The organism is Ruegeria sp., assembly GCF_965243365.1.
GTDB lineage: Bacteria > Pseudomonadota > Alphaproteobacteria > Rhodobacterales > Rhodobacteraceae > Ruegeria.
The window spans coordinates 1323897-1336598 of sequence record NZ_CBDEUW010000002.1; the positions used below are offsets into that span (position 1 = coordinate 1323897).

A 12702-nucleotide genomic window follows, 5' to 3' on the forward strand; every position below is an offset into this window, starting at 1 on the left:
GCGACAGCAAAGGGGGTGACGTTGGGTTTCGCGTGACAAGCCTGATGCAAACGTCAATCTAAATGCCAAACCGAGGGAGAGGATCATTATGACCGCGTACCCAAACCTGCTGGCCCCGCTGGATCTGGGCTTTACCACGTTAAAGAACCGCGTGCTGATGGGCTCGATGCATACCGGGCTGGAGGAGACCGGCGACTGGAACCGGGTGGCCGAGTTCTACGCCGACCGGGCGCGCGGCGGTGTGGCGCTGATGGTAACCGGAGGGATCGGGCCGAACCTGGAGGGTTCGGTGCTGCCGGGGGCTGCGATGATGACCAGCGACAAGGATGTCGCCAATCATTCCATCGTCACCGACCGGGTGCATCAGGCAGGTGGTAAAATCGCGATGCAGATTCTGCATGCAGGTCGATACGCCTACGGCCCCAAATGCGTGGCCCCGAGCCCGGTAAAATCTCCGATTTCGCCTTTTCCACCAAACGAGTTGGACGAGGAGGGGATCGAGAAACAGATCAGCGACATCGTCAATGCTGCCGTGCTGGCCCGGAAAGCAGGCTATGACGGGGTCGAAATCATGGGGTCAGAAGGGTATTTCATTAACCAGTTCCTCGTGACCCATACCAACAAGCGCACCGACCGTTGGGGCGGGTCGTATGAAAATCGGATGCGGTTGGCCATCGAAGTTGTCCGCCGCACACGGGAAGCGGTAGGGTCTGATTTCATCATCATTTTCCGGCTGTCGATGATCGACCTGATACCCAATGGCTCGACCCATGATGAGGTTGTGCAACTGGCGCAAGAGATCGAAAAGGCAGGGGCCACGATCATCAACACGGGTATCGGCTGGCACGAGGCGCGGATACCAACGATTGCCACCAGCGTCCCCCGTGCGGCTTTTGCGTGGGTCACAAAAAAGCTGATGGGCAAGGTGTCGACCCCGCTGATCACCTCAAACCGGATCAACACGCCCGAGGTCGCCGAAGAGGTTCTGGCGACAGGCTGCGCCGACATGGTGTCATTGGCACGTCCGATGTTGGCGGATGCCGATTTCGTGGCCAAAGCGATATCAGGAGAGGCCCAGAAGATTGCCCCCTGCATCGCCTGCAACCAAGCCTGTCTGGATCATACGTTCAGCGGCAAACTGACATCGTGCCTTGTTAACCCGCGTGCCTGCCACGAAACCGAACTGGTGATCGGCAAGGCCAGCGCACCAAAATCCATCGCCATAGTCGGCGCGGGCCCGGCGGGCTTGGCCACCGCGATGACCGCCGCCCAGCGCGGTCATGATGTAACGCTTTTCGACCGCGCCGCCGAAATCGGCGGTCAGTTGAACATGGCCAAACAGGTGCCGGGGAAAGAGGAATTCTGGGGTCTCGTCGACTGGTATCGCACCATGATGACCGAACTGGGCGTCAAGCTGGAACTCAACCGTGACGTCACTGCGGATGACCTGACCGGATTTGACGAGGTCGTAATTGCAACCGGCGTCATCCCGCGTGATCCGCAGATTCCGGGACAGGACCGGAGCAATGTACTCAGCTATATCGACGTGCTGCGCAGCAAGGCCGAGGTGGGTAGGTCCGTGGCCGTGATCGGTGCAGGCGGTATCGGGTTCGACGTGTCTGAATTCCTGCTGGAGGCTGGTCACAGCCCGACAACCGACCTGCCTTTGTGGATGAAGGAATGGGGCGTGACCGATCCGGCCGAACACAGGTCCGGTCTGGCCCCCGAAGGCCCGCAACCTGCGGCGCCGGAACGTCAGGTCACTCTGTTGCAGCGCAAGAAACAAGCCCATGGCAAAGGGCTGGGCAAGACGACCGGCTGGATTCATCGCACGGCATTGAAGATGAAGAACGTCAATTTTGTAGGCGGTGTGAACTACGAACGCATCGATGATGATGGTCTGCATGTCAGCTTTGGTGAAGAACGGGCGGACCCGACCGTTATCGCTGCCGACACAATCGTGCTTTGCGCCGGGCAAGTGTCAGAGCGCAGTCTTGCGGACGACCTGATCGAAAGGGGCGTCACCCCGCATGTGATTGGCGGGGCAGATGTGGCTGCCGAGCTGGATGCAAAGCGCGCGATCAATCAGGGAACTCGGTTGGCGGCGGAATTATGAACCGGCTGGCATCGGGGACGAAATCAATCGGTTAACGCCAATTTGGCCCCTAACGCGCCAAAAGTGGCGGCAAAGCAGCGTTTGATCCAGGCCATCACGGACGGGCGACGTATGACATAGTCGCGCGCAAGGGCTGCGCAGGCACCGTAAACCACGAAAACGGCGAGGGTCATTGCCATAAAGGCAAGGGCGAGCTTTGCCAGTTCAAGCCCCGGGTTGGCGGCACCTGCGGGCAGGAACTGAGGCAGAAAGGCCAGGAAAAACAAGGACAGCTTTGGATTCAGGACATTGATCAAGGTCCCGGTGGTCGCAATTCTAAGGTAACCCTTTGACGTTTTCTCGGCGTTAACATCCATCCCGCCGCCGTCCCTTAAAATGCTCAAGGCCATATAAAACAGGTAGAGCACGCCAAGATACTTGATGATCTGAAAGGCCACAGCACTTGTATGCAACAACGCAGCCAGGCCAATAATGCTTGCCAGTGCCGCTGGTACAATCCCAATTGTGCAGCCAAGCGCCGCTGCGAGGCTGGCCCGGAAGCCCCTGCCAAGTCCAATTGCCAGAGTGTAAATCACGCCTGTACCCGGCAAAAGCACGACAATCAACGAAGTAAGAAAGAAGTCCAACGCCATGTGCGCCCCTCAAGACAAATCGTCGGCAGGGTCGCTGATCTGAATGGAAAAGTAAACTTGGCCGGATCACAGCCTCAGTGAGAGATTGTCCGTTGGTTTCCTACTCAACCGAAATCGTAATCACATCAGAGACAATCGGCGTCGCGTGCGGTACGTGGCCGGCATCACCCAGAACCAGTTGCAGCGTGTGTTCACCTGATGGCAGGTCCAGGGTGACCTCGGTCTGGCCACCGCCGAAATGCATGTGGTTCTCATCCGAAGGCAAGCCGTAGGCCAGCTCATCCGCGCCGTCTTCACCTTCACCCAGCGGTGGGCGATTGATCAGCAGATGATGGTGACCGGTATTTTCAGCCTCGGTTCCCGCAGGGGCGACACCCATGCCGTTGAGCCCAAAAACAATGGTCACGGGCGACTGCACCGTGTCCCCATCGGACAAATTCACAAAATAGACCTTTGCATCCGGGTTTGACGGCGTTTCCCCGCCCGCATGGGCAAAACCTGCCGCAAGACCCAGAAATATGGCTGTATAAATGGCTTTCATGATCTCCTCCCAAGTCACAAATTTGCCATTCTCAACATAACACAACTGAAATATTTTCCAGAAAACCCAACCTCACAAGGCTGTTTGGCACATTTGGAAACCATCGTTTCCGCGTTTCCCTATTGAAAACGATCCGAATCAAAACCCTGATATTATCCCATGATTGCCCCGTTCTCGCCCAGATTGAACGGAATAGTGAGACAACGAACAGAAGACCTGGGGAACGAGAATGGATCGACTAACCGAAATGGAGGCCTTTTCCAATGTGGTGGACCAGGGGGGGTTCACGGATGCGGCCAAAAAAATGGGTATTTCCAAATCGGCCGTGTCAAAGCACGTATCAAGCCTTGAGGCGAGATTGGGTGCGCGGCTGCTGAACCGGACAACACGTCGGGTTTCACCAACCGAGATTGGATTGGCCTATTATGATCGCGCGCGGCGCGTTCTGAACGACGCAGGCGAAGCAGATGCCCTGGTGACATCCATGCAATCTGCGCCCTCTGGTCTGCTGCGGATCAGTGTGGCAACGGATTTTGGCGTGAACCACCTGTCTCCGGTTCTGTCCGGGTTCCTTTCGTCTTACCCCGAAATCACCGTGAACATGGTTTTGAACAACCGTTACGTGGAACTGATTTCCGAAGGTTTCGATGTTGCCGTGCGCATTGGTGAGCTGGAAGACAGCACCCTGCGTGCCCGCAAGCTGACCGAAACCGTGAAGCGCATGGTTGCGTCACCGAAATATATCGAACAATTCGGACGTCCGCAGAAAATCGACGATCTGAACGAACACAAGCTGTTGCATTACTCCAGCCAATCTTCGGGTAGTGTCTGGAAACTGACCGCGCCATCGGGCGAAAAACGTCAGGTCCGCACCGCCGGTTGGCTGAGTGTCAATGACGGGCAATCGCTTCTTAACGCCGCGATCTCGGGCCTGGGGATCGCGCATTTGCCCAGCTATCTATATGCAGACGCACTGAAATCCGGTCTGGTGGTGGATGCAATGCCATCTTTGCCGGATGAAGTTCAGGGCATCTACGCTGTTTACCCGCCGGGTCGGTTTACCCAACCTAAGGTGCGGGCGTTTATTGATTTTCTCGTCGAATCCTTTGCCGAAAAGGGTCCGATGGACTGGTAAGATTTCTCCCGGTGGAACCTACAAGGCCCGCACGCTTTTGTGCGGGTTTCTTTTTTGCCGCGAAAATCCGAACAGCAGCCGGTCAATTTAACAGCAATACCGCCTCGACCCGGCGATTGATGTCTCGGCCTTCCGGGGTGGCGTTCGACGTGATCGGGGCCATATATCCCGCCCCCAGCGCCTCGATCCGGTTTGCGGCAACGCCATAAGCTTCGATCAGACGCGCGCGGACGGCTTCGGCCCGCCGGGTGCTGACCGCAACATTGGCCTGCAATGCGCCCGTGTCATCGGTATGCCCGACCAGCGCCAACCTGCTTTCCGGATTGTCCGTCAGATACGCCGCCAGCAGCGCGAGTGAAGCAAACGGTCCCTCGCCCAGCGCCACTTCGCCCGTATTAAAGTGCAAATCGTCCAGAATTACGTGACCATCCCGTTGCAGGTCGGCCAGCAACCCACCCGAGGCTTCTACCGTTTCCTCGATCACCAGCGGCGGGGTTGGCTTGCTGCTCGCCGGTATCACACGGATCATCTGAACATATCCATCCGGAGGATTGCGGCTGATCAACAGGCTCAGTACTTCACCGCCGCGAGACGCAGTCAAAAAGCGGTAATCGTGGATTGCCACATACATATCAGGCGTTGGCACGACTTCGATTCCAAACCGGAAATCGAATCCTCCGCACGTCCGGGCCTCGCATTCGAAATCGATGTCGAACCCCTGCGCTGTTAGCTGATCGCGCAAAGGGGCCAGAATTTGCAAGGTTGTGCTGGAACCCGCCTGCAATTGCCACGAGGTCCGTTCAACCCGCCCCTCGACCGAGCGGCTGGGAACGGTGTCTTCCGCAAAAGGCCCCATAGGCAGGTCATAACTGTCCAGCACACTGATCCGCTCGCTGATCTGACGAGCGCTGGATGGCAAAGTAAGTTCCTGCGCCACGGCAGGCGCGGCCAACACTGCCAGAAACAAGGAAAGTCGTCGGATCATCGGGCCTGCGCGTGGTATTCGGGGTTTGGGACCATTCCGGTGGCACTCGCCACTCGGTTGGTCATATTGAAGAAACCCGCCACATTGGCAATGTCCCAGATGTCACGATCCCTAAACCCGACGTCCCGCAGGCGCTGGCGGTCCAGCTCTCCAACCTCGGCGCTGGCGTTGGTCATCTTGGCGGCGAAATCCAGCATGGCGCGCTGGCGGGTGTCCAGCGGTGCGACCCGATAGTTCATAACCAGCATCTCGCCCAATTCGGGATCACCAGACAACTGACGCACCGCAGCGCCATGGGCGACGAGGCAATAGAAGCACTTGTTGATGGACGAGACGACAACCGCAATCATCTCACGTTCCAGCTTGCTTAGCCCGCTATCGGCCAGCATCAGATCATTGTACATGACCGTGAAGGTGTTCAACTTGTCTATGTCAAAGGCATAGGCCTGCAATACATTCGGGATCATGCCCAGCTTTTCGACACAGATATCAAAGTATTTCTGAGTTTCGGCGGGTAGCGGGTCTACCATTGGAAGATTCAAAGCGGTGGGCATTTCCTGTGTCGTCACTTCAACCTCCTCAGACGCGTTGCCGGTAGTGGTACTCACCCACAATCTCCATCCCAAGCGAATGGTAAAGGCCGTTTGCCCCGGCATTCGCCTTGGTACAGATCACGCTAAGGGTCTGCGCCCCGTTGTCCAGCGCCCAAAAAGCCGCGGCGCGCATGGCCCATTGTCCCAGACCGTCGCGGCGGTGATCTGGCAAAACCTCCAACGCGTGCACAACGGCGATGCCATCGTGAATGGCGACAAACCCTGCACCGGCAGGTTGATCCTTGCGCCGCAGTAACAGGCCGGTCTTTGGGCCCTGCACCCGGTCCATCACGGCCAGCCGCTCGGGCCCGATACCGCCCTGCGCCCAAATCTCTCGCATGATCGCCAGAGGCGGCCAGATGTCAAAGACGGTCACACGAGGGATTGCGAGGTCGGTCAGGCGTTCGACCGGGCACGCATAAATGTTGACCGGATCAAGAATGTCATACCCACGATCCGCCAGAAGCGCATCCAAAGCCTCATCCCCCGGGCGCAGACAGAACAGGTGTTTTTGGCCAATAGCCTGCATCGCGGCTTCGACGGCATCGATATCTGCATCTGCCACGTCCCCAAGCCGACTGGCTGCGGAAACGCGCGATCCACCGCCCTGCCCGTGCCGCACCTGAAACGGGCCCACCCGTTCATACTGCGCCGCAGGCCAGGTGCCGTCGACAATCTCGGCCCAATTGGTGGTCATAGATCAAGCTCTTTAGCAAGGCGGGTCATGGCATCATCGATCCGCGCGCCTTCGGTGCCCCGGACCACCACATTGGCGCCAAAAACACCATTGGCCTGAAACGGATAACAACCGATGGACAGGTCGTCGAAATCCGTGGCAAGCGCAGACAGCGTTGCGGCAATTTCACCCTCTCCCCGGTCCACGCGCAGGGTTTGCGACAACAAAGGTTGACCGCCCGTTAAACCGGTCAGCACGCTGGCGACCATCGCCTGAAAGACCAAAGGCACCCCGGCCATGACATGCACATTTGCAAGGGTGAACCCCGGCGCAATCGAGACCGGATTGTCTATCAGCGCCGCGCCATCGGGAATGCGTGCCATCCGAAGGCGCGCCGCATTCAGTTCCAGACCCGATTTGTCGTAATGCGCCTGCAACAGCGCGCGCGCATCATCGCGAATGTCGATATGCGCCCCAAAGGCCCGCGCGATGCAATCGGCGGTGATATCGTCATGGGTCGGGCCAATGCCACCACTGGTGAACACATGGTCATATGCTTCAGACAGCGCTTTGACGGCGGCCTCAATCGCCGGGGCGTCATCACTGACGATCCGCACCTCTGACAGATCGATACCGTGCTTGGTCAACTCCTGCGCCAGATAGTGCATATTCGCATCACGGGTCCGGCCCGAGAGGATCTCATCTCCGATCACAAGCATTGCGGCGGTTGGGTTGGCCATGGCGCTCTTCCTCTTGATCGACCCTTTGGCCAGGTATAGGCCCTTGACCATGCGATTTGAAACCCCTCTTGTCCCCGCCCGCCTGATCCGCCGCTACAAACGCTTTCTGGCCGATTGCACGCTGGAGGATGGGCGCGAGGTGACCGCCCACTGCGCCAATCCGGGTTCGATGATGGATCTGGCCGAGCCGGGCGAGAAAATCTGGCTGGAACCCAATGACGATCCGAAGAAAAAGCTGAAATACGGCTGGCGGCTGGTGGATCACGAGAATGGGCATTTCACCGGCGTCGACACATCTGTCCCCAACAAGGCCCTGCGCGCCGCACTGGAGGCACAAGAAATCCCAGAACTGGCGGCTTACGAAACGGTAAAGCCCGAAGTGAAATACGGCCAGAACAGCCGCGTCGATTTCCTACTAACCCAGCCCGGCCTTCCGGATGCCTATGTCGAGGTCAAAAGCGTGACCCTGTCCCGTCAGCCCGGCCTGGCCGAGTTTCCCGACAGCGTCACCGCACGTGGCACCAAACATCTGGGCGAGTTGACGGCGATGGTGGCACAAGGGCACCGGGCAATCATGTTGTATCTGGTGCAAAGGACGGATTGCGATCGGTTCGCCCTGGCTGCGGATATCGATCCAACCTATGCAGCGGCCTTTGAAGTCGCGCAGGCGAAGGGAGTTGAGAAGCTGGTGTATGGGACGCAGATTTCACCTGACGGGGTTTGGGTGGCCAAGCTGGAACGCAGTCCTTCTTAGGTTTCGCTGAACACCCATTCTGGGCTCATCTTGACAAATACGGCATTGGGGACGACCGTCGGCTACACTTAACATCAATAGAAAATATCAAAGAAGAGCCGATGCCATCAATTGAACTACTGCTCGCCTTTGTGGCCGCAACAGCGGTATTCGCATACATGCCCGGACCGGCGATGCTTTATACAGCGGCACAAACGATGGCACGAGGTCGCAAAGCGGGCTGGTTGGCGGCTGTGGGCATTCATGTTGGCGGCTATGCACATGTGGCGGCGGCCTCTCTGGGCCTTGCAATTCTGTTTGACGCGGTCCCGACCCTCTACACCGTGCTAAAATTCGCGGGTGCGCTGTATTTGGTTTTTCTTGGTGCAAGGTTGTTTCTCTCGCGTGAGCACATCACAACATCCGTGCTTGAGGTAGACACAAAATCGCCAATGCGCGCCTTTTGGGAGAGCGTGACAGTTGAGGTCCTCAACCCCAAAACCGCTATTTTCTACGTAGCCTTTCTGCCGCAGTTCACCGATCCCGCCGCGAACTTTCCGATTTGGTTGCAGTTGTTCATCCTCGGGACTGTCGTGAATGTCATGTTTTCCAGCGCGGACGTGATTGCGGTGATCCTGGCGGACAAGGTCACAGCGGCTCTCAAACAATCGGTCATGGCAGCGAAGATCGTGCGTAAGATCGGCGGGAGTATTCTGGTTGCCCTCGGCCTGAACGTTGCGCTGTCGCGTCATTAGGAAGCCGCAACGGTCCGCATCTGGGGGTCCATGCATCAACCAAAGTGGACAATCAGCAAAAGCCGTCCGACGGCAGCGTTGATTCATATAGCAAAGTTGATATGTGATCGATTTTCAGAGCTGGTTCATCGAACGTTGTGAAACTCCAGTTGGCACCTCCGCCAACCCTTGATCTATCACAATCACTCGATACAGCGCCCCGCGACCCTGCGCCCTCTGGTACTTTCTACACAAGCAGCGTAAAAGAAGTGCTGCGCGAAACATTTGGAGCCTCGCATCTATGAAAGACCATCGTGGCCGTCTGACCAAGGACGGTATCCGCATCTATGAGCAAGGTGACTTTGCTGGCATGCACGCCGCAGGGGCCTTGGCTGCGCGGATTCTGGATGACATTGCGGAACATGTCTTTCCCGGCCAGACCACTGGCGCGATTGACGGGATCATCACGCAGATGGTCGAAGACGCGGGCGCGACCTCGGCCACGATAGGCTACAAGGGGTATCAGCACGCCAGCTGTATCAGCGTGAACCATGTGGTCTGCCACGGGATTCCGGGCGACAAAAAGCTGAAGGATGGCGATATTCTGAATATCGACGTCACGGTCATTGTCGACGGCTGGTTTGGCGATACCTCGCGCATGTATGTGGCCGGGAAATTGCCGCGCAAGGCGGAACGCCTGATCCAGGTAACCCATGATGCGCTGTTCAAAGGCATCGAGATGGTCAAGCCGGGCAACACGTTCGGCGATATCGGCCACGCGATCCAGGCTTATGTCGAGGCGCATCGGATGAGCGTCGTACGCGATTTCTGCGGCCATGGTCTGGGCCGGGTGTTCCACGCCCCGCCGAATGTGCTGCACTATGGTCGTCCGGGAACCGGTGCCAAGCTGGAAGAGGGCATGTTTTTCACTATCGAACCGATGGTCAATCTGGGCCGCCCCGAGACTAAAACGCTGGCGGATGACTGGACCGCCGTGACCCGCGACAAGTCGCTGTCGGCGCAGTTCGAGCATTCGGTCGGTGTAACAGCGGATGGGGTTGAGATCTTTACCCTTTCACCGGGCAACAAGTTCCACCCGACCTATTCGTCCTGATCTGCGGCCTGATCGCGCAACAGCTTTAACAGCAATGTCTCATCCCGCCACGGGATGACCGCGTCGTGAATAAAGACCGGCGCGCGCAAGGGTTTTGGCTCGGGGCCTGTAGAGGTCTCGGCGTCGCGGGAGAACGACCAGGTCCAAGGGGTCAAAGCGCGGTCCATATGCGGATGTTAGCACGACCGGGTCAGATTCCCAAAAGCCTTGGAACCTCAGCCATGTCGGTGAAGACTTCGGCACCGAGATCTGCCAGAACCGCTCCGTTCCCGTGGGGCGCATAGGCCAGACAGCGCATATTGGCCCGGATTGCGGCGGTAACGCCCGCCAAGCTGTCTTCGATTACCACAGGGGAGGACGCCCCGAAGTGCTTTGCGGCGGTCAGAAACAGTGTGGGATCGGGTTTTCCGATGCCCAGCACCTCTGCGGAAAACAATGCATCTTTAAACCGATCCCAAAGATCATTCTGCCCCATCGTCACCTTCATCTTAGAGGGCGGCCCGTTTGACGCCACACAATACGGCAAACCACATTTGTCCAAATGCCCCAGAACTTCGAAAATCCCATGGATGACCGGAACGCCGGATCGCAATAGTTTATTGGTCTCCGCGTCGAGTTCCTTGCCCCAGTTATCTGGTAGGGTTACGCCCAGTTCCCGTGCCTTTTCCATGCACTCTCCGGTCGTGTGCCCGGCAAAGATCGACAGGCATTCAGCGAGTGTCAAATTCAATCCATAGCGGGACAAGCTATCAGCTAATGCCTGGTTCGAAGGGATTTCACTATCAACCAGCACACCGTCACAATCGAAGATGACAAGATCGTGCATATGGGGCCTCCGCCTGTTGTGGAGTCGACCTAACCGAGGAGAAAGCAGCATGCAAATGGCAGATAGGCGTCAATCTGCGCGACCTGTTTCAGCCTGAAACATTGCGCCACATCAACGAGATGTGGGTATCGCCATATTTCCGCGTATTGTGCAGGCTGAACCCATCCGGCGCGGGCATGGGAGCGTTTTCTTCCCAAACCAGCAGGGCGCCTTCCGCAACCCACCCTCCGTCCACAGCAGCAGCGACAGCTTTCTGACCCAGCGCCTTGCCGTAAGGCGGGTCGAGGAAGATAAGGTCATATGGCGCGCCGGTGTTCTCGGGTAACCGCGTCGCATCGCGGCGGATCAGGTCGGTGCGATCGGCGCTACGGGTCAGGTCGATATTCTTGCGGATCAGACCCTGCGCCACACGTCCGTCGTCGACAAAAGTCACGTGCGCAGCCCCACGCGACAGCGCCTCAAGCCCCAGCGCGCCGGTGCCAGCGAACAGGTCCAGCACACGAAGGCCGTCGAAATCGACCTGGTGGGTCAGAACGTTGAACAGGCTTTCGCGCACCCGATCTGTGGTGGGACGCAGATGCGCGCCCGCATCCCCTTTGCCAACCGAGGCCAAGGTCCGGCCCCGGAACTCTCCGGCAATGATCCTCACGCCTTAAGCAGCGGTTTAAGGTCGGCCTCCGGGTCGGCTACGATGGCTGGGTCAGCGGTCTTACCCATCTCGATCAAACGCTTGCCGACCATATAGGCGCGCGGGTCGTTCATTGCGTCCACTGCGATCAACTGGTCGCCGTTGTAATACCAGAAAGACACGGTCTGGCCTTCACCCTGACGGGTCACGACACGGTCATAGCCTGTGTTCAGCCCAGCAATCTGTAGCTTCACGTCATACTGGTCCGACCAGAACCAAGGTTTTGCCACATAATCCCTGGCCGCGCCCAACATGTTCTGGGCCACGATTTCGGCCTGATCGATGGCGTTCGGCACGCTCTCCAGCCGGATCCGCCCTTCACCATGCGGAAAGGACGCACAATCGCCCGCCGCCCAGATCGAGGGATCGGACGTCCGGCCATGGGCATTGGTTTTGATGCCGTTATCCAGCTCAAGCCCAGCCATTTCGGCCAGCTGGGTCGCAGGCGCGATGCCGACGCCGACCACGACGAAATCCACCTCCACTTCGGTGCCGTCGGTCAGGACCGCCCCCGTTACCTTCCCATCTTCGCCGATAAGCCGATCCAGCCCAACGCCCTCGCGAATATCCGCGCCGTACTCGCTGTGCAGGGCACGGAAGTAATCACTGGTCTCGGGCGCGGCGACGCGCTGCAAGATGCGGTCGGCCATCTCGACCAGAGTCACCTTGACTCCGCGCTTGGCGCAAACGGCTGCGGCCTCAAGCCCGATATAACCGCCACCCACGATCAGGGCGCGCGCGCCCTCGGCCACCCGGGGCTCCATCTCGTCGATATGGGCCAGATCGCGCACCACATGGACACCGCCCAGATCCCCGCCAATTGCAGCAGGCAGGCGACGCGGGTCCGATCCCGTGGTCAGCGCCAGTTCATCATAAGCGATGACCTCATCGCCCACGGTCACTGTCTTGGCTTGCGGATCGATTGCGGTGACGCGCTGACCCAGGCGTAAGGTGATGTTGTTTTCGGCGTAAAAGCTTTCAGGCCGCAGGAACAGGCGCTCTAGCTCCATCTCTCCTAACAGATAAGCCTTGGACAGCGGCGGGCGCTGATAGGGCGGATGCGGTTCGGCCCCGATCAGGGTGATATCCCCGTCAAACCCGTCGTTGCGTAACCGTGCAACCAGAGATGCACCCGCCTGACCTGCTCCAATCACGACTATATGGCTCATGTTCCTCCCACCCTGTCGAA

The 12702-nt window shown here is 58.2% G+C and carries 15 protein-coding genes; 5 read left to right on the forward strand and 10 right to left on the reverse strand.

The genetic code is table 11. From position 1 onward, the window contains the following. Nucleotides 1-88: 88 nt before the first annotated feature. A complete protein-coding gene (locus ACP0GE_RS10230; RefSeq protein ID WP_424831847.1) occupies nucleotides 89-2116 on the forward strand; it encodes an FAD-dependent oxidoreductase in 2028 nt (675 codons plus the stop codon). A 23-nt stretch (nucleotides 2117-2139) separates the two neighbouring features. Here the strand turns inward: ACP0GE_RS10230 and ACP0GE_RS10235 are convergent, their stop codons facing one another. After that, a complete protein-coding gene (locus tag ACP0GE_RS10235) occupies nucleotides 2140-2748 on the reverse strand; it encodes a LysE family translocator (protein WP_424831848.1) in 609 nt (202 codons plus the stop codon). A gap of 100 nt (nucleotides 2749-2848) precedes the next feature. After that, nucleotides 2849-3289 (reverse strand): DUF4399 domain-containing protein, encoded by a 441-nt coding sequence (locus tag ACP0GE_RS10240; RefSeq protein WP_424831849.1) that lies wholly within the window; start codon nucleotides 3287-3289, stop codon nucleotides 2849-2851. A gap of 229 nt (nucleotides 3290-3518) precedes the next feature. On the opposite strand from ACP0GE_RS10240, the gene ACP0GE_RS10245 reads away from it, so the two are divergent. After that, nucleotides 3519-4424: a LysR family transcriptional regulator gene (locus ACP0GE_RS10245; RefSeq protein WP_424831850.1), complete on the forward strand. Its 906-nt coding sequence runs from the start codon at nucleotides 3519-3521 to the stop codon at nucleotides 4422-4424. Nucleotides 4425-4506: 82 nt separating this feature from the next. On the opposite strand, the gene ACP0GE_RS10250 is transcribed toward ACP0GE_RS10245, so the two are convergent. The 4 genes from ACP0GE_RS10250 to ACP0GE_RS10265 are packed head-to-tail and all read right to left on the reverse strand — an operon-like array spanning nucleotide 4507 to nucleotide 7418. Beyond that, the gene (locus tag ACP0GE_RS10250) at nucleotides 4507-5409 is read right to left on the reverse strand and encodes an OmpA family protein (protein WP_424831851.1); all 903 of its coding nucleotides are present in this window, start codon (nucleotides 5407-5409) and stop codon (nucleotides 4507-4509) included. Next, complete coding sequence (locus ACP0GE_RS10255; RefSeq protein WP_424833835.1) at nucleotides 5406-5963, reverse strand: peroxidase-related enzyme; 558 nt, start codon at nucleotides 5961-5963, stop codon at nucleotides 5406-5408. The genes ACP0GE_RS10250 and ACP0GE_RS10255 overlap by 4 nt, the downstream gene beginning before the upstream one ends. 25 nt (nucleotides 5964-5988) lie before the next feature. Further along, nucleotides 5989-6699: a GNAT family N-acetyltransferase gene (locus ACP0GE_RS10260; protein ID WP_424831852.1), complete on the reverse strand. Its 711-nt coding sequence runs from the start codon at nucleotides 6697-6699 to the stop codon at nucleotides 5989-5991. Continuing rightward, nucleotides 6696-7418, reverse strand: coding sequence for a competence/damage-inducible protein A (locus ACP0GE_RS10265; RefSeq protein WP_424831853.1), 723 nt, complete (start codon nucleotides 7416-7418; stop codon nucleotides 6696-6698). Before ACP0GE_RS10265 ends, ACP0GE_RS10260 begins: the two co-directional genes overlap by 4 nt. A 49-nt stretch (nucleotides 7419-7467) precedes the next feature. Between ACP0GE_RS10265 and sfsA the strand changes: the two genes are divergently transcribed. The 3 genes from sfsA (at nucleotide 7468) to map (ending at nucleotide 9999) form a co-directional block, all read left to right on the forward strand. Beyond that, on the forward strand, nucleotides 7468-8172 hold the full coding sequence (sfsA, locus tag ACP0GE_RS10270) for a DNA/RNA nuclease SfsA (RefSeq protein ID WP_424831854.1): 705 nt from the start codon (nucleotides 7468-7470) through the stop codon (nucleotides 8170-8172). Between the two features lie 101 nt (nucleotides 8173-8273). Next, the gene (locus tag ACP0GE_RS10275; protein ID WP_424831855.1) at nucleotides 8274-8906 is read left to right on the forward strand and encodes a LysE family translocator; all 633 of its coding nucleotides are present in this window, start codon (nucleotides 8274-8276) and stop codon (nucleotides 8904-8906) included. Between the two features lie 280 nt (nucleotides 8907-9186). Then, nucleotides 9187-9999, forward strand: coding sequence for a type I methionyl aminopeptidase (map, locus tag ACP0GE_RS10280; RefSeq protein WP_424831856.1), 813 nt, complete (start codon nucleotides 9187-9189; stop codon nucleotides 9997-9999). On the opposite strand, the gene ACP0GE_RS10285 is transcribed toward map, so the two are convergent. The 4 genes from ACP0GE_RS10285 to ACP0GE_RS10300 form a co-directional block, all read right to left on the reverse strand. Then, entirely contained in the window at nucleotides 9987-10154 is a 168-nt protein-coding gene (locus tag ACP0GE_RS10285; protein WP_424831857.1) for a hypothetical protein, read from the reverse strand. The two genes, map and ACP0GE_RS10285, sit on opposite strands and share 13 nt — an antisense overlap. Nucleotides 10155-10189: 35 nt before the next feature. Further along, nucleotides 10190-10825, reverse strand: a complete 636-nt coding sequence (locus ACP0GE_RS10290; protein WP_424831858.1) for an HAD family hydrolase — start codon at nucleotides 10823-10825, stop codon at nucleotides 10190-10192. 88 nt (nucleotides 10826-10913) lie between these two features. After that, the gene (gene rsmD / locus ACP0GE_RS10295; protein WP_424831859.1) at nucleotides 10914-11474 is read right to left on the reverse strand and encodes a 16S rRNA (guanine(966)-N(2))-methyltransferase RsmD; all 561 of its coding nucleotides are present in this window, start codon (nucleotides 11472-11474) and stop codon (nucleotides 10914-10916) included. Beyond that, entirely contained in the window at nucleotides 11471-12682 is a 1212-nt protein-coding gene (locus ACP0GE_RS10300) for an NAD(P)/FAD-dependent oxidoreductase (protein WP_424831860.1), read from the reverse strand. The genes rsmD and ACP0GE_RS10300 overlap by 4 nt, the downstream gene beginning before the upstream one ends. Nucleotides 12683-12702 lie beyond the last annotated feature (20 nt).